The sequence below is a fragment of the Cytobacillus sp. FSL R5-0569 genome (genome assembly GCF_038007265.1).
In the GTDB taxonomy this organism is placed as follows: domain Bacteria; phylum Bacillota; class Bacilli; order Bacillales; family Cytobacillaceae; genus Cytobacillus; species Cytobacillus kochii.
Window position 1 is genome coordinate 1,489,538 of record NZ_JBBOWW010000001.1, and the last position, 15,744, is coordinate 1,505,281.

17 protein-coding genes and 2 riboswitches are annotated in these 15,744 nt (G+C 36.3%); of the genes, 15 read left to right on the forward strand and 2 right to left on the reverse strand.

Going from position 1 to position 15,744, the window contains the following annotated elements; genetic code table 11:
• Nucleotides 1-122 precede the first annotated feature (122 nt).
• Nucleotides 123-1,523 (forward strand): hypothetical protein, encoded by a 1,401-nt coding sequence (locus MKX78_RS07735; protein ID WP_095373488.1) that lies wholly within the window; start codon nucleotides 123-125, stop codon nucleotides 1,521-1,523.
• Between the two features lie 122 nt (nucleotides 1,524-1,645).
• Here MKX78_RS07735 and MKX78_RS07740 read toward each other — a convergent pair whose 3' ends face one another.
• Complete coding sequence (locus MKX78_RS07740; protein WP_095369902.1) at nucleotides 1,646-2,146, reverse strand: antibiotic biosynthesis monooxygenase family protein; 501 nt, start codon at nucleotides 2,144-2,146, stop codon at nucleotides 1,646-1,648.
• 175 nt (nucleotides 2,147-2,321) lie between these two features.
• On the opposite strand from MKX78_RS07740, the gene hemE reads away from it, so the two are divergent.
• The 3 genes from hemE (at nucleotide 2,322) to MKX78_RS07755 (ending at nucleotide 5,018) form a co-directional block, all read left to right on the forward strand.
• Nucleotides 2,322-3,362: a uroporphyrinogen decarboxylase gene (hemE, locus tag MKX78_RS07745; protein ID WP_095369901.1), complete on the forward strand. Its 1,041-nt coding sequence runs from the start codon at nucleotides 2,322-2,324 to the stop codon at nucleotides 3,360-3,362.
• Between the two features lie 37 nt (nucleotides 3,363-3,399).
• On the forward strand, nucleotides 3,400-4,335 hold the full coding sequence (hemH, locus tag MKX78_RS07750) for a ferrochelatase (RefSeq protein WP_095369900.1): 936 nt from the start codon (nucleotides 3,400-3,402) through the stop codon (nucleotides 4,333-4,335).
• 104 nt (nucleotides 4,336-4,439) lie between these two features.
• Complete coding sequence (locus tag MKX78_RS07755; RefSeq protein WP_095369899.1) at nucleotides 4,440-5,018, forward strand: TetR/AcrR family transcriptional regulator; 579 nt, start codon at nucleotides 4,440-4,442, stop codon at nucleotides 5,016-5,018.
• A gap of 501 nt (nucleotides 5,019-5,519) precedes the next feature.
• Here the strand turns inward: MKX78_RS07755 and yhfH are convergent.
• On the reverse strand, nucleotides 5,520-5,654 hold the full coding sequence (gene yhfH / locus MKX78_RS07760) for a protein YhfH (RefSeq protein WP_095369898.1): 135 nt from the start codon (nucleotides 5,652-5,654) through the stop codon (nucleotides 5,520-5,522).
• Nucleotides 5,655-5,811: 157 nt separating this feature from the next.
• Between yhfH and MKX78_RS07765 the strand changes: the two genes are divergently transcribed.
• The 11 genes from MKX78_RS07765 to ssuE all read left to right on the forward strand — a co-directional run bounded on the left by MKX78_RS07765 (nucleotide 5,812) and on the right by ssuE (nucleotide 15,742).
• Nucleotides 5,812-6,546, forward strand: a complete 735-nt coding sequence (locus MKX78_RS07765; protein WP_307318727.1) for an MBL fold metallo-hydrolase — start codon at nucleotides 5,812-5,814, stop codon at nucleotides 6,544-6,546.
• A 12-nt stretch (nucleotides 6,547-6,558) separates the two neighbouring features.
• On the forward strand, nucleotides 6,559-7,545 hold the full coding sequence (locus MKX78_RS07770; protein WP_095369897.1) for a lipoate--protein ligase: 987 nt from the start codon (nucleotides 6,559-6,561) through the stop codon (nucleotides 7,543-7,545).
• A 208-nt stretch (nucleotides 7,546-7,753) separates the two neighbouring features.
• The gene (locus MKX78_RS07775) at nucleotides 7,754-9,313 is read left to right on the forward strand and encodes a fatty acid--CoA ligase family protein (RefSeq protein WP_095369896.1); all 1,560 of its coding nucleotides are present in this window, start codon (nucleotides 7,754-7,756) and stop codon (nucleotides 9,311-9,313) included.
• Between the two features lie 61 nt (nucleotides 9,314-9,374).
• A riboswitch (SAM riboswitch) is annotated at nucleotides 9,375-9,486 on the forward strand.
• A 158-nt stretch (nucleotides 9,487-9,644) separates the two neighbouring features.
• Entirely contained in the window at nucleotides 9,645-11,042 is a 1,398-nt protein-coding gene (locus MKX78_RS07780) for an LLM class flavin-dependent oxidoreductase (RefSeq protein ID WP_341050408.1), read from the forward strand.
• Nucleotides 11,043-11,059: 17 nt separating this feature from the next.
• Nucleotides 11,060-11,875, forward strand: a complete 816-nt coding sequence (locus MKX78_RS07785) for a MetQ/NlpA family ABC transporter substrate-binding protein (protein ID WP_095369894.1) — start codon at nucleotides 11,060-11,062, stop codon at nucleotides 11,873-11,875.
• Between the two features lie 83 nt (nucleotides 11,876-11,958).
• A riboswitch (SAM riboswitch) is annotated at nucleotides 11,959-12,061 on the forward strand.
• Nucleotides 12,062-12,318: 257 nt separating this feature from the next.
• Nucleotides 12,319-13,107 carry an alpha/beta hydrolase gene (locus MKX78_RS07790; RefSeq protein ID WP_095369893.1) on the forward strand — a complete coding sequence of 263 codons (789 nt, stop codon included), beginning with the start codon at nucleotides 12,319-12,321 and terminating at the stop codon, nucleotides 13,105-13,107.
• Nucleotides 13,100-13,249 carry a hypothetical protein gene (locus MKX78_RS07795; RefSeq protein ID WP_157733748.1) on the forward strand — a complete coding sequence of 50 codons (150 nt, stop codon included), beginning with the start codon at nucleotides 13,100-13,102 and terminating at the stop codon, nucleotides 13,247-13,249. Before MKX78_RS07790 ends, MKX78_RS07795 begins: the two co-directional genes overlap by 8 nt.
• 20 nt (nucleotides 13,250-13,269) lie before the next feature.
• Nucleotides 13,270-13,437 (forward strand): YezD family protein, encoded by a 168-nt coding sequence (locus MKX78_RS07800; protein WP_095369892.1) that lies wholly within the window; start codon nucleotides 13,270-13,272, stop codon nucleotides 13,435-13,437.
• 32 nt (nucleotides 13,438-13,469) lie between these two features.
• Complete coding sequence (locus tag MKX78_RS07805) at nucleotides 13,470-13,790, forward strand: hypothetical protein (RefSeq protein WP_095369891.1); 321 nt, start codon at nucleotides 13,470-13,472, stop codon at nucleotides 13,788-13,790.
• Nucleotides 13,791-13,803: 13 nt separating this feature from the next.
• Nucleotides 13,804-15,180: an LLM class flavin-dependent oxidoreductase gene (locus MKX78_RS07810; protein ID WP_307318715.1), complete on the forward strand. Its 1,377-nt coding sequence runs from the start codon at nucleotides 13,804-13,806 to the stop codon at nucleotides 15,178-15,180.
• Nucleotides 15,181-15,193: 13 nt separating this feature from the next.
• Entirely contained in the window at nucleotides 15,194-15,742 is a 549-nt protein-coding gene (ssuE, locus tag MKX78_RS07815) for an NADPH-dependent FMN reductase (protein ID WP_095369889.1), read from the forward strand.
• Nucleotides 15,743-15,744 lie beyond the last annotated feature (2 nt).

Genomic DNA, 15,744 nt, shown 5'->3' on the forward strand with positions numbered 1-15,744 from the left:
TTCCGACAAAAAAATTGGCCATGTCGAATGGTGATACACACAACTTTTTCTCCCAAACATATTTTAAAGTAATCCATTAGGGCAGATGCCTAATAAATGGATGAGGGGGGAGAATGACGAACATGGGCGTCGAATTAACAGCAATACATTGGATTTATGTAGTGTTTATCTTATTAATTATTGGATTTATGGTCGCTAGAAGAGATACAACCTTTATTTGTATAGTCGGGATATTCTTAATAGCGATCACAGCAACGAATTCGATTAATTCTTCGATCAGTGGAATTTTTAACAGTTTTATTTTTGCTATTACGGAATTACTACCTACAATATTAGTCATCTCAATTATTGTAGGTATGAGTAAAACATTAACATCAACAGGCATTAATGATGTCATGATTTCACCATTTACAAAACTGATTAAAACACCAACGTTAGCTTATTGGGTAATAGGGATTTTAATGATGGGAATTTCATGGTTCTTTTGGCCGTCCCCGGCAGTTGCTTTAATTGGTGCAGTGTTATTACCAGTTGCTTTAAGAGCAGGTCTACCTGCACTAGCAGTAGCGATGTCAATGAACTTATTTGGTCATGGTATAGCATTATCAGGAGACTTTGTTATTCAAGCTGCTCCTAAACTGACTGCAGACGCAGCAGGGTTACCAGTTGGCGATGTCATCTCAGCAAGTATTCCACTCGTTATTGTTATGGGTGTTGTGACCACCTTAACAGCGTTTTTCTTTATTAAGAGGGATATGAATTCAGGCAAACTTAATATGTCAACTGCTATGACGGAAAGTGCAGATTTACCAACTGATTTACCGCAAGCAAACCTACTTACACCAATACAAAAAAAGATTTTTGCTATTCTTATTCCCGTTTTATTTGTGATTGATGTGGTTGTTATGTTTTTATTCGACCTTCAAGGAGGGGATGCAACCGCTTTAATTGGGGGTACAGCTATTCTCATTTTACTCACGATTACATTATTTTCTCATAGACAAAAAGGCCTCGAAAAAATAACCACTTATTTAGTCGAAGGATTTCAATTCGGGTTTAAAGTATTTGGACCAGTGATTCCAATTGCTGCATTCTTTTATTTGGGAGATGCTGGGTTTCAAGCAATCATCGGAGAGCGGCTTCCTCAACATTCACATGGAATCGTCAACGATTTAGGCGTTGCACTTGCATCTGTTGTACCATTAACTGCACAAGTTGGTGCGATTACATTAACGGTAGTAGGAGCAATAACTGGCTTGGATGGTTCAGGTTTTTCAGGAATATCATTGGCTGGATCTATTGGTAGTTTGTTTGGTACAGCGATTGGTGATGGTGCAGCAACATTAACTGCTTTAGGTCAAATTGCAGGAATTTGGGTAGGTGGCGGAGCGTTAATTCCATGGGCAATGATTCCCGTTGCCGCTATATGTAAAGTGGATGTATTTGAGTTAGCGAGGCGTAATTTTCTTCCTGTCGTCATTGGTTTGATTGTGACAACAATTGTAGCGATGTTTTTAATATAGTGATATAAAATTGATAGGGCTGAGGCGAAGTGAAGTAGCCTCAGCCTTTTTATAAACATTCTCGTCGCTGGCGTTTTTTTCTATTACTGTAATTGGCTGATGTTTTTTCAAGTGGGAAGCTTTTATTTATCTGTCGTTTGTATATAATAAAAACTGGTATATGCAGGATCTGATAGTAATTCTTTCTTATTACTTTGTTCTTCCTGTATTTTTTTTGCTATAGGATTTGTACTTTCCCAGTTCTTATATGAAGATTCGGAGTCCCAGGCTGTAATAATTACATAAGTATGACCTTTCATCGGAGTTAAAACCCTAGCTGCTCTAAAACCAATTGTATTTGTAAAGTTTGAAGAGAATTGCTGAAATTTGAATTCGAAAATGGGTTTTCCTTCATCAGTTAAGGGGATATATTGAATAGCAATAAATTTACTTCTATGAAGGTCTCCAGTTGAATCATGGATGTGATAAGATTTTGGTTGTTGAAACTTACTTTTTTTGCTTTCTGTTTCATGTACTAACAGGGTATTCTGACTATTTTGCATGAGAACGATATTCTCATTACTGAATTTTTCCATCAGGGGAAGTAGGAAATTTTTAGTGCCGCTTGTCATATAAAGATTCATTACTTTCACCTCGATTTTAGTGATAAAAACGTCAAATTTTCGACATTTGAAGCGGGTACTGTACAATAAACACCGAAAAAAGTTATAGTTAATGTGAACATTTACTAAATAAGAATAATTCTAAGCTTATTTGTATGGAAAATACATAAGGCAAATGAAAGGTGGACTTAATTTAATGACTATAAATGATACATTCCTAAAGGCGGCTCGAGGAGAGAAGACTGATTATGTGCCTGTGTGGTATATGAGACAAGCAGGCAGATCACAGCCGGAATATCGCGCAATTAAGGAAAAATACTCTTTGTTTGAGATTACACATCAACCTGAATTATGCGCATATGTAACAAGACTTCCTGTAGAACAGTATAACAATGATGCGGCTATTTTGTACAAGGATATCATGTCACCGCTTCCAAGTCTCGGTGTGAAAGTTGACATAAAACCTGGTGTTGGTCCAGTCATTGATGAACCAATTCGTTCGATGCAAGACGTTGAGAAGCTCGGCGAGATACATCCTGAAGAAGATGTTCCATATATTCTAGATACGATTAAGTTATTAACAAAAGAGCAATTAACTGTACCGTTAATTGGTTTTACCGGTGCACCATTCACATTAGCGAGTTATATGATTGAAGGTGGACCTTCTAAAAATTATTATAAGACAAAAGCGTTTATGTATTCAGAACCAAAAGCATGGTTTGCACTTATGGATAAATTAGGTGAAATGGCAATCACATATGTAAAAGCGCAAATTAAAGCAGGTGCTAGTGCCATTCAAGTTTTTGATTCTTGGGTTGGTGCATTAAATGTAGAAGATTATCGTATTTATATTAAACCCGTCATGGAAAAAATCTTCTCTAGTTTGAAAGATGAAGGGGTACCACTTATTATGTTCGGTGTTGGCGCGAGTCATTTAGCGAATGAATGGAATGACCTTCCAATTGATGTTGTAGGCCTTGACTGGAGGTTGCCAATTAGTGAAGCAAGGTCAAGGGGTATTTCAAAGACAGTGATGGGGAATTTAGAGCCAGCCTTGTTACTTGCTCCGTGGGAAGTAATTGAGAAAAAGGTCCGTGCTATTCTTGATGAAGGCATGAGTCAACCCGGATATATTTTTAACTTAGGACATGGTGTCTTCCCAGAAGTAAATCCTGAGACATTAAAAAAACTCACATCGTTTATCCACAGTTATTCTAAGGAACAATTTGGGAAATAATAAAAGAAAAAGTAATCATTTTTAAAGAGGTGTAAGAATGAATAAAGAAAAAATTGGTTTGTTAGTAATGGCTTATGGAACACCTTATAAAGAAGAAGATATTGAACGTTACTACACACATATTAGACATGGTAGAACTCCATCGGAAGAGATGTTAGAAGATTTAAAGAGTCGCTATAAAGCGATTGGAGGAATATCGCCATTAGCAAAAATAACTGAGAATCAAGCGCTATCACTTCAAGAACATTTAAATCAGATTCAAGATCAATATGAGTTTAAAGCTTATATCGGTTTAAAGCATATAGAACCATTCGTTGAAGATGCAGTTCAACAAATGCATAATGATGGGATTACTAAAGCTGTCAGTCTTGTTCTTGCACCACATTATTCTACTTTTAGCATCAAATCTTATAATGGACGAGCAGAAGATAAAGCTCAGACGCTTGGTGGTCCAACTATTTACTCAGTTGATAGTTGGTATAAGGAACCGAAATTTATTCAATTTTGGGCAGATGGTGTGAAGAAGCAAATCGCTAAAATGTCAAGTGAAGAAAGAGATCAATATATATTAATTGTCTCTGCACATAGCTTACCAGAAAAAATTAAAGAATATGGTGATCCATATCCTGATCAACTACAAGAAACAGCTGAGTTAATTGCTAAAGAAGCTGGCGTTCGTGAATTTGCTGTCGGTTGGCAAAGCGAAGGAAATACACCTGACCCATGGTTAGGGCCTGATGTGCAGGATTTAACAAGAGATTTACATGCAAAAAAAGGCTATAAAGCATTTATTTATGCACCAGTCGGTTTTGTCGCTGATCATTTAGAAGTCTTATATGATAATGACTATGAATGTAAGGTGGTTACAGATGAAATAGGAGCTGCCTACTATCGTCCAGAAATGCCAAATAGTCATCCAGCGTTTATTGATTCTTTAGCAACAGTTGTCTTAGACAGAATGAAAAATAAGTAATGAGTTGATTGCAACCGCTTTTTTTATTTTCATAAAGGAGCGGTTTCTTTTTTAAGGATTTTTTGACAATATGAACAGTTTGGTCATAGAGAGGGGAGAAGTAAATGGCCGTTGACCGTAAACAATTAATTATTCAAGCTGCCACAAAATCATTTTCTCTTTTTGGCTATAAAGCTACAACAATGGAGCAAGTAGCCAAAATTGCTAATGTAGGAAAAGGGACTATATACACTTTTTTTAAAAATAAAGAAGAATTATTTGATGAAATTATTACGGCACTTATTAGAGAAATGAAAATAGAGGCAGAGCAGGTTTTGTCACCAGATTTATCTTTACAAGAAAATTTACATTTAGCTCTATATCGCATTTTGGAATATAGACTAGAGCATCAATTAACAATTAAGCTGTTCCAAGAGGGAAAAGAAATGGGGACCACTGCAGTTATAGAGATGACGAACAAAATGGAAAGAGAAATCATTTCTTATATAGGAGAAAAGGTAAAAACATTAGGTATTGATAAAGGAGAAATCGAGCCGTGCGACCCTGAATTGACTGCCTTTATTATGTTAAAGTTATACATATCACTCATTTTTGATTGGGAAAGACAGCATGCCCCACTTTCGAAAAGTGAAATCGCTGAGCTTATGGAAAGGTATGTGTTTAAAGGGCTTATAAAATCATGAATGTAGGATTGAATCATCATCAAATCAGCTCGCACATCAAGTGTGGGCTGGTTTTTTTGTTTCTAATAAAGTGATTTTAGATAACAGTTATTTCACTGTGCTTATTTAAAAGGTAAATCTAAGCAGCGCTAAAATATTGTATGAATTAGCTCACTCCAGCAAAACCAATCTTCACTCAGCGGGGTAAGAGAGTCCGGACTTAAATAAGTCATTCTGTTTGAATAACAGAAATGAAGCCGAGCAAATAGAGTTTCCAAGTCAGTCAAAATCGGAAATTGGAAATGAGAGCTGAGCAAAGGTGATTTGCGTCTCACTCAGATCAAAAACCAGAAAGAAATGCCAAGCTGAGGTTTCCTGTAACAGTATTTATTCTTTTTACACCTGGATTCAAAAGTCATTCATACTAGAAGGCTTGTTGGAGTAAAACAAAAAGAAGACTTGCTAAGGGGAGCAGGCCTTCTTCTTCCAATGGTTATATATTAAGGGATGGAAACTAGCATTCTATAAATCTGAGACACCTAAACAATGGTCACACTTATTACCGTAACATTCATGTTGCTCTTCGATGGACTTCCCGCATTCAGTACATTGCTTTTGTGGGAGATTCCTAAAGAAATCTAAAATGTTTTGAACCATGGTTGAAGCCTCCTAATCGTTAATTGAATTGTTTTGATATTTACATTGTATTATAACAGTTTAATGTAGTCAACAACTGTTTCAATACAAATTAGAAAAATGAAAAAATGGGCATTATTTAGTATAGTTAGAGATGAATCAAAAGGAGGGAAATGCAATGAAGTTAACGGTTATAGGTGCATGTGGAGGTTATCCAAAAGTGGGAGAAGCAACTGCGGGGTACTTATTAGAGCATGATGATTTTACATTATTAATTGACTGTGGAAGTGCTGTTATATCCAAAATGCAAGAGATTAAACAACCAGAGGAGTTAGACGCAGTCATACTTTCCCACTACCACCCAGATCATCATGCTGATATAGGTGTACTTCAACATGCTCGTTTAATTCAAGGGTACTTAGGAAAAAAAACAAGTATTTTACCGATTTATGGGCATGATGAAAATGAATATGAATTCCAAAAATTAAATTATAAAAATATCTCAGAAGGTGTACCTATTAAAGAGAGCCTACCATTAACAGTTGGCCCCTTTACAATTACTTTTCAACGGACTAACCACCCTGTATTATGCTTTGCGATGCGCATAAAAGTAGATAATAAAGTAATTGTATATACAGGTGATACCTCATATAAAGAAGAGTTAGAAGGGTTTGCTCATGAAGCAGATATACTTCTATGTGAGTGTAATTTTTATGGACATCAAGAAGGTAAAAATGCGGGACATATGAATAGCTATGATGCTGGTCGGTTAGCACAAATAGCTAAAGTGAAGCATCTTCTATTAACCCATTTGCCCCATTATGGTAATATAGAATCGTTAAAGGATGAAGCTTTAACAGAGTACAAAGGACCGATTAGTCTAGCCGCATTTGGCATGACTTTTGAAATTTAAAGGAGTGGTACCATGAAATTTATAGATAATCAAGGAATTACAGATCCTCGCATTAATTTAGCTATTGAAGAATATGCGTTGAAGAATTTAGATATTAATGAATCATATCTATTGTTCTACATAAATAAACCATCTATCATAATTGGTAAAAACCAAAATACGATTGAAGAAATCAATACAGAATACGTTGAAAAAAATGGACTGCATGTGGTGCGCCGTTTATCTGGTGGCGGTGCTGTATACCATGATCTTGGTAATTTAAACTTTAGTTTCATCACAAAGGATGATGGCGAAAGCTTTCATAATTTCTTAAAATTCACTGAACCAGTAATTACTGCTCTAAAAAAGTTAGGTGTAAATGCAGAATTAAGCGGTAGAAATGATTTGACAGTAGATGGGAGAAAGATTTCTGGAAATGCACAGTTCTCTACAAAAGGGAGAATGTTTAGCCATGGAACATTAATGCTCGATTCAGAAATTGAAAATGTTGTCTCTGCACTTAAAGTGAGAAAAGATAAGATTGAATCAAAAGGAATCAAATCTATTCGTAGCCGGGTAGCAAACATCTCTGAATTTTTAACTGAAAAAATTTCTATCGAAGAATTTAGACAGCTAATTTTACATCATATTTTTGAAGGTAGTGAAGTAAGTGAATATCGCCTAACAGAAAAAGACTGGGAAGAAATTCACAAAATCTCAGAACAAAGATATCAAAATTGGGAGTGGAACTATGGCAAGTCACCAAAATTTGATTATGAGCATTCTAAAAGATTCCCAGTGGGTTCTATTGACATTAGACTGAATGTAACAAAAGGACAAATTACTGAATGTAAAATTTACGGTGATTTCTTTGGTGTCGGAGATGTAACCGATATTGAAGAAAAGTTAGAAGGCATCCGCTACGAAAAAAGCGAAATTGAAAAGGCGCTAGCTGGTGTAAATATAAAACATTATTTCGGTAATATCACTATAGAAGACTTTGTAAATTTAGTTTATTAGAGCTGTATCAGTCTGTTTTTACTAAGGCATGAAAGTATTTTCACCGTTTAGGATGAAGAACTTTTATGCTTTTTATTTTATTATAAAGAAAAAAATAGAGTAGATATCCGTAGACTACTTGAATCCTGAAATTTCTTTTAATATAATAAATTTAGAAAATTTATATTATAAAAATGAATGACTATTCATTCAGAAAAGAGGGAGAAACTTGAATTTAACAAGTCAGCTTCACAAGATTGCCTTAGAAAATGGGGAAAAAAATGCGTATTATTTTATGGATCAAGCATGTACATACGCAAAGCTCGATGAACAAGTAACAAGGTTTGCATCAGGACTTTCGTCATTAGGTATTAAAGAAGGTGATCATATTGCCTTGCTACTTGGTAATTCGCCGCATTTTGTTATTAGTTTATATGGTGCGTTAAAGCTAGGAGCAAAGGTCATACCGATAAACCCTATCTATACGCCTGAAGAAATTGGCTATATTTTAAGAGATGGTGATGTAAAAGCGGTGATTATGCTTGAGCAATTATTACCATTAGCAGAAAAAATGCATCATTTATTAACAGATATTAAGCATTATATTGTCTGCGAAACCGGTCAAACAAGTGGACTTCCAGCTCTGGGAGATAAGTCGGTATTTCCTAAATTGAAATCGTTTTCAGAGCTTGTTTCCAATGGAGATGTAACATTTGTTGATGCAGATGTTACACCCGATGATGTCGCGATTATACTCTATACATCAGGAACAACAGGCAAACCTAAAGGAGCCATGTTAACTCATCGTAACCTGTATAGTAATGCGAGTGATGTCGCGGACTATTTGCAGATTAATGAACGTGATACGGTGATTACAACCTTACCTATGTTTCACGTGTTTTGCTTAACTGTTGCTCTGAATGCACCTCTGATAAGTGGAGCAACAATCTTAATAGACCCTAAATTTAGTCCGAAAGAAATTTTCCGTTTAGCGGAAAAATACAAGCCAACTGTTTTTGCCGGCGTGCCTACAATGTATAATTTTCTTTATCAATATCCTGAAGGCAACCCTGGTGTCTTCCAATCTATGAGATTATGTATTTCTGGAGGTGCTTCACTTCCTGTTGCATTGTTAGAAAATTTTGAGAAGAAATTCAATGTGGTTATTTCTGAAGGCTATGGCTTATCAGAAGCTTCTCCGGTCACATGCTTTAACCCACTAGATCGTCCACGGAAACCGGGGTCGATTGGCACATCTATTATTCATGTTGAAAATAGAGTAGTTAATGAATTAGGAGAAGAGGTCGCTGTAGGTGAAGTAGGGGAGCTTGTTGTGAAAGGCCCTAACGTTATGAAAGGATATTACAAAATGCCTGAAGAAACATCTGCCTGTTTAAAGGAAAATTGGTTATATACAGGTGACTTAGCTAAGAGGGACGAAGAAGGATACTTCTACATTGTTGACCGTAAGAAAGATATGATAATTGTTGGTGGCTATAATGTGTATCCAAGGGAAGTAGAAGAGGTTTTTTATGACCATCCTGACATTGTAGAAGCGGCTGTTTTAGGTGTACCTGATCAGAATACAGGAGAAAAAGTTTTAGCCTATATTGTACCTAAAACTGAAAATTTAACAGAGGCACATTTATTGACTTATTGTAAAGAAAAGTTAGCCAAATACAAAATTCCTTCCTCTATAGAATTTTTAGAAGAATTGCCGAAGAATACAACAGGAAAGATACTGCGACGTGCTCTTAAGAAAAAGGTACTAGAAAATCAGGAAGCATAAGTTAAAAAACATGTTGACAAAAGATTCTAAATATTTTAGAGTAACTATATCAATTAAATAACCACTATCTAGAGAGGTGGAGGGACTGGCCCTACGAAGCCTCGGCAACAGACTTAGCATTGCAAGTACTGTGCCAATTCCAGCAAGCTAGCATTTAGCTTGAAAGATAGGAAGAGAATGAAATATTTATGAGCGTACGTTACCTCTTCCTTTTTGGAAGAGGTTTTTTTATGGCTGATTGGACCACCAAAAGCGATAAACATTCTTAGCACAATTGATAAATACATTATTATGCTTCTTTTGTAGAAGTATTAGAGGAGGTAATGGCAGTATGAGTTATAAAAAACAAATGATATTGAATGCATTTGAAATGACAAGTGCAATGCACAATTCTCATGGGCTATGGAAGCATAAAGATTCCAAACGACATCGTGCCTATAAAGATATTAATTATTGGATGGAATTAGCCAAAACACTCGAGAAGGGAAAATTCGATGCTGTCTTTTTTGCGGATGTATTAGGTGTTTATGATACGTATAAAGAAAGTAAAGAACCTTCAATTAACGATGGATTACAGTTTCCTGTTAATGATGGGGCGTTTGTCATCCCTGCTATGGCAGCAGTGACAGAGCATCTGTCATTTGCATTAACGGTGAGTACAACATATGAGCCACCTTTTGGGCAGGCAAGACGGTTTTCCACATTAGATCATTTGACAAAAGGAAGAGTGGCATGGAATATCGTTACTTCTTATCTTCCTAATGCAGCAAGAAATTTTGGTTTCAAAGATATGATCAAACACGATAAGCGTTATGAAATTGCCGATGAATATATGGATGTCGTTTATAAACTGTGGGAATCAAGCTGGGAAGATGGAGCAGTGATAGAAGATACAGAACAAGGGGTATTAATCGACCGTAAGAAAATCCATGAAATTCACCATAAAGGAGAATATTTTGATGTCGAAGGACCGCATTTAACAGAACCGTCACAACAAAGAACACCTGTTTTATATCAAGCAGGGACTTCTCCTAAAGGACGTGCTTTTGCAGCAAAACATGCAGAATGTGTATTTGTAGGTGGGCCAACACCTGAAAGAGTAAGACATTATACAAAGGATATTCGAAAACAAGCGGAAGAATATGGCAGGAATCCGGAAGATATTAAAATATTCACTTTCCTAACAGTCATCGTAGGTAAGACAACTGAAGAAGCGGAAGAGAAATTTGCTGAATACAACCAATTATGGAGTGCAGATGCAGCGAAAGCACAGTTTGGGGGCGCAAGCGGTTATAATGTTGCGGAATTTACAAAGGATGAGTTAGATAACCCATTTGAATTTAAAGCTACAGAGCATGGGCATTATAAAGCTGCTTCATTAACGAAAGATGCGAAGAAAAAACTATCGATTAAAGAAGCGATTTCAAAATTAGAAGGATTAGATAGAGACAATATAATTGTCGGCAATCCATCAGAAGTAGCAGACCAAATTCAATATCAGTTTGAAGCCTCTGGTGTCGATGGTTTTAATTTAAATCATTTAGTAACGCCAGCAGATTTGGAAGATTTTATTGAGCTTGTTATTCCGATTCTACAAGAACGTGGTTTATATAAAAAGGAATACAAAAAGGGTACGTTAAGAGAAAAGCTTTTTACTCATGGCTCGCCCCTTTTACCGAGTGGTCATCCAGGAAGTAAATATCGTAAAGGTGAAAAGATAAATAATTAAAATAAGAGGTGAAGGGTATGAGAAAAGTTTGGTTATTATTTTTTGTACTGACTTGTTGCACTGTTTTAAGTGCATGTGGGACATCAGGTTCATCCGGCGAAGAAAAGAAAGAGATGGTCTTAGGGGCGACAGTTCCTTATAGTGATATGCTTGAGCAAGGTGTAGCACCACTACTTGAGGAAAAAGGGTACAAAGTAGAAGTAAAGGAATTTAATGATTATGTTCAACCGAATATTGCTTTAGATAGTGGAGATTTGGATGGTAATTTATTTCAACATAAAGTGTACTTAGAGAATTTTAACACTGAAAAAGGGATGGATCTAGTAGATATTATTTCTGTTCCTACAGCTCCAATTGGTATTTATTCAGAAAAATTCAACTCCCTTGAAGAAGTGAAAGATGGCAGCACGATGGCCATTGCTAATGATCCTACAAACTTAGCGAGAGGATTAACAGTTGCGCGTGATGCTGGTTTAATAGAATTGAAAGATGATATAAACCCAGTCAATGCAACAGTAAATGATGTATTATCTAACCCGAAAAATTTGAAATTCCATGAAGTAGATGCAGCCCAACTGCCAAGGTCTCTTGAATCAGTTGATCTTGCTGCTGTTAATGGTAACTTTGCGGTTGCTGCAGGATTAGATTTAACAACAGCCATTTATCGGGATCAAATTCCTGAGGAAATCCAAAATAGGATTGTTGTTCGTAAAGAAGATAAGGACGCCCAAATGGCAAAGGATATCATTGAAGCCATAGAGTCGGAGGAATTTGCAAAAGTAATTGAAGAAAACTTTAAAGGTTTTCATAAGCCAGAATGGATGGGCGAATGAGTAAATCATCTTAATTTTTAAAAAATAATTGACAAATATTGATAAATATTATAGAGTAAATGATATAAAATTTAATATGATTTTTCTTATCCAGAGAGGTGGAGGGACTGGCCCTTTGAAGCCTCGGCAACAGGCAATTTATTGCACTGTGCCAATTCCAGCAAGCTGTTGCTTGAAAGATAAGGAGAGATAAAGAACGGAACTTTAACCTCTTCTTGTCAGAAGAGGTTTTTTATTTTGCATGATTTAATCACCAAGGGATGATCTCCTCTATACAAATGCTGTTTTTAAACTGATTAAACCTATTTGTTAAGTTGGAATTAAAGTTGCTGATTGGACCTCCAAAGGCAGTAGTGCAGCTAGATTTACATCAACGGGAAAAATCGGCAATGGTAGTCAACCATTGTCCACCAAAATGTTGCAATATAAAGGAGGACGAAAAAATGAAAAGAGTAGAATCAACAGTTATACCAGGTGCAGATTCTTTTTATTATGAAGGTGGGGACATTGGTATTCTCCTCATTCATGGCTTTGTTGGAACACCGCAGAGCATTGAGGACTTGGGTGCGGAACTTGCAAATAGGGGTTTTACTGTTCATGCCCCAAGGCTCACGGGACATGGAACAAAAAGCAGAGATTTAGAGTTATATGGTTATGATGATTGGTTCAATGATGTTGTTACAGCTTATAAGCAATTAAAGGAGAAGTGCAAACAAGTCTATTGTTTAGGTCAATCTATGGGCGGTGCATTAGCGCTGTTGTTAGCTAAGAAATATGGAGAGCTGGATGGTCTGATCCTAATTAATACTGCACTGACATTACCAGATTACGAGTATTTAAGATATTACGATGAGAAACACTATATTGACGAAGGTAGCCCAGATATCAAAAATCCGACTATACATGAAATTACTTACGATAATATTCCGGTAAAAGCAGTTCACTCTTTACAAAAGGTAATGAGTGACGCAGGAAAAAGTTTATCTCAAATTCATTGCCCAATATTATGCTTTAAGTCTATCCATGATCATGTCGTACCTCCAGAGAATACAGATCGTATTTTTATCGAAATTCAAACAGATCATAAATGGCTTCGAGTCCTTTACAACTCATACCATGTAGCATCCATGGATTATGATCAGACCAAAATTATTCAGGATACAACAGAATTTCTAGATACGATGAATGAAGAAAAAAAGAACACCGAGTGGGGGGGGAAAGAGGTTGGCTAAGTTTTTACAAAAAGCGATAGCAAAGAGAAAACAAACCTTAATCAACCTTATGCTTACTATAGATGAAATAAAGTTCAAGCGACATGAATTAGAACAGTTAACACTTACAGAAATAGAGGAGCTTGTAAAAAGACTAAAATAAGTCCCATAAAGGAGAATTTTATGGAAAAACACATTGATCAAGATAAAATTCATACCATTCTCACAACATTAAAGGAACTCGAATATGGTTGTGTCACCATTACTGTACACGAAGGGGATATTACCCAAATTGACATTACCGAGAAGAAACGATTTGCTCTGAAAAAGAAACAACAAAATAAAAAATGATGGAATGGAGCAAATGAAAAGGAGTGAGTTACATGCAGTCAACAATTAGTAATCAAGCACCCAATGTAGCTAAAAACCTATCAGGCTGCATGTACTTGAATCTACCTGACTTTCACTTTATTAGATGGTGTTGTCAATCTTTTAATATTAATAAAGGAATCTTCCATACGGTTGAACAATCGCTTTATGACAAAGGGTTGCATTCAATAATTGTTAGGAGACTGTTCGTCATCGCGTTTTTGGATTTTGCCTCGAATCAAATTGAAAATCGAAACAATAAAACGAGAATCAAATTTGGAAAAGGTGGTTTAAGTAAAGCACTTGATGAGTTTTTTATAAAATATGATCACTAAAGGAGAATTAAAAATGACCGCGAAAAGAATGTACCTCAATGCTTTTGATATGAACTGCGCTGGGCATCAATCACCAGGACTATGGACACATAAGGATGATCAATCTTCCACTTATAAAGACATATCATATTGGACACATTTGGCTCAAGTACTTGAAAAGGGACGTTTTGATGCCATTTTCCTGGCAGATGTGCTTGGTACATATGATGTTTATCAAAATTCTAGAGAAGCAGCGGTTAAACAAGGGGTACAAGTGCCAGTTAATGATCCTGCTTTCGTTGTTCCTATAATGGCGCAAGTAACAAAACATTTAGGGTTTGGTCTAACGGTTTCAACTAGTTTTGAACATCCATATGTATTTGCAAGGAGGATGTCCACTCTCGATCATTTAACAAAAGGAAGAATAGGTTGGAATATTGTCACATCTTATTTAAATAGTGCCGCACTAAATATAGGACTAGATCAACAAATCAGCCATGATGAACGTTATGAGATAGCTGATGAATATTTAGATGTCACATATAAACTGTGGGAACAAAGCTGGGAAGACGACGCAGTGGTTTTAGACAAGGAAAAAGGGCTCTATACAGATCCAAGTAAAGTTCACGATATTAACCATGAAGGGAAATATTTTAAGGTGCCAGGTGCACATCTATGTGAACCTTCTCCGCAAAGGACACCGGTTATTTTTCAAGCGGGTGCATCTACAAGAGGGAGAAAGTTTGCTGCTAAACATGCAGAGTTGGTCTTTATAAGTGTGCCCACAAAAGAAGCCGGTAAAGTAATAGTCGATAAAATTAGGGAAGCAGTAAGAGCGGAGGGGAGAGACCCCAGTGAAGTAAAGATTCTCTCTCTCGTCACGCCTATTATCGGTGAAACAGAGGAAGATGCTAGAGTTAAGTATGAGGACTATCAAAACCATGCTAGTTATGAAGGATCATTAGCGTTATTTGGGGGGTGGAGTGGTATCGACTTCTCAGAGTATAAAGCAAATCAACCAATCGAGTACGTTAAAAATGACGCCATTCAGTCAATCGTTGAAACATTTACGAATATAGATTCTACAAAGAGTTGGACGGTCGATGACATTGCCAAATTTGTTGGTGTTGGCGGGATGGGTCAAGTGGCTGTTGGTACAGCACACTCTGTTGCTGATCAATTAGAAGGATGGAAAGAAGAGACAGGAGTTGACGGGTTTAACGTTGCATATGCCGTCACTCCAGGTACATTCGAAGAGTTCGTTGAGCATGTCATTCCAATCCTACAAGATAGGGGGCTCGTAAGAAGAGAGTATGAAGAAGGTACTTTAAGAAAGAATTTATTTGGGTATGACCATTTGCCAGAGCATCATTATGGTAAAAAATTTAGTAAGTTGACAGTTACAAAATAGGAGGCGTCTGAAGATGACAAATGTTGTAATCATATCGGGAAGCACATCAAACAATTCCCGTTTAAACGGATTAGAGCAAGAAGCGATTGCTTTTTTAAACAAAAAGGGCGTGCCATATGAGCAAATTACAGTAAGGGAGCTACCTGCTGAAGATTTAATTCATGCAAAATTTGATAGCCCAGCAATTATCGCAGCGAATGAAAAAGTAGAAAAATCAGATGCTGTAATTATATTAACACCAGTATTTAAAGCCTCTTATACAGGTGTACTAAAAGCTTATTTGGATTTATTACCTCAAAAAGGCTTCGTTGATAAATCTGTATTACCGCTTGTGATAGGGGGCTCATTCGGACATTTACTTATGATTGATTATGCATTGAAACCAGTTATATCCAGTTTAGGAGCAGAAACAGTCCTTCAGGGTGTATATGTTTTAGATAAAGAGATTGAAAGAACAGAAGAACATCGTTTTATTGTCGAAAATCATGTAAAGGAAAGATTAGATAAAGAATTAAATCGTCTGCATTCTTTATTGTCTATAAAGGAGTTACAACTAAAATAACT

What these genes read in the sequence shown, in the direction of transcription:
- MKX78_RS07770 (WP_095369897.1), top strand. Translation starts at nt 6,559, where the DNA reads ATGAAATTTATAGATAATCAAGGAATTACAGATCCTCGCATTAATTTA.
- MKX78_RS07805 (WP_095369891.1), top strand. Translation starts at nt 13,470, where the DNA reads ATGCAGTCAACAATTAGTAATCAAGCACCCAATGTAGCTAAAAACCTA.
- MKX78_RS07740 (WP_095369902.1), bottom strand. Translation starts at nt 2,146, where the DNA reads ATGAATCTTTATATGACAAGCGGCACTAAAAATTTCCTACTTCCCCTG.
- MKX78_RS07765 (WP_307318727.1), top strand. Translation starts at nt 5,812, where the DNA reads ATGAAGTTAACGGTTATAGGTGCATGTGGAGGTTATCCAAAAGTGGGA.
- hemE (WP_095369901.1), top strand. Translation starts at nt 2,322, where the DNA reads ATGACTATAAATGATACATTCCTAAAGGCGGCTCGAGGAGAGAAGACT.
- MKX78_RS07800 (WP_095369892.1), top strand. Translation starts at nt 13,270, where the DNA reads ATGGAAAAACACATTGATCAAGATAAAATTCATACCATTCTCACAACA.
- yhfH (WP_095369898.1), bottom strand. Translation starts at nt 5,654, where the DNA reads ATGGTTCAAAACATTTTAGATTTCTTTAGGAATCTCCCACAAAAGCAA.
- MKX78_RS07735 (WP_095373488.1), top strand. Translation starts at nt 123, where the DNA reads ATGGGCGTCGAATTAACAGCAATACATTGGATTTATGTAGTGTTTATC.
- MKX78_RS07810 (WP_307318715.1), top strand. Translation starts at nt 13,804, where the DNA reads ATGACCGCGAAAAGAATGTACCTCAATGCTTTTGATATGAACTGCGCT.
- hemH (WP_095369900.1), top strand. Translation starts at nt 3,400, where the DNA reads ATGAATAAAGAAAAAATTGGTTTGTTAGTAATGGCTTATGGAACACCT.
- MKX78_RS07785 (WP_095369894.1), top strand. Translation starts at nt 11,060, where the DNA reads ATGAGAAAAGTTTGGTTATTATTTTTTGTACTGACTTGTTGCACTGTT.
- MKX78_RS07790 (WP_095369893.1), top strand. Translation starts at nt 12,319, where the DNA reads ATGAAAAGAGTAGAATCAACAGTTATACCAGGTGCAGATTCTTTTTAT.
- MKX78_RS07780 (WP_341050408.1), top strand. Translation starts at nt 9,645, where the DNA reads ATGAGTTATAAAAAACAAATGATATTGAATGCATTTGAAATGACAAGT.
- ssuE (WP_095369889.1), top strand. Translation starts at nt 15,194, where the DNA reads ATGACAAATGTTGTAATCATATCGGGAAGCACATCAAACAATTCCCGT.
- MKX78_RS07755 (WP_095369899.1), top strand. Translation starts at nt 4,440, where the DNA reads ATGGCCGTTGACCGTAAACAATTAATTATTCAAGCTGCCACAAAATCA.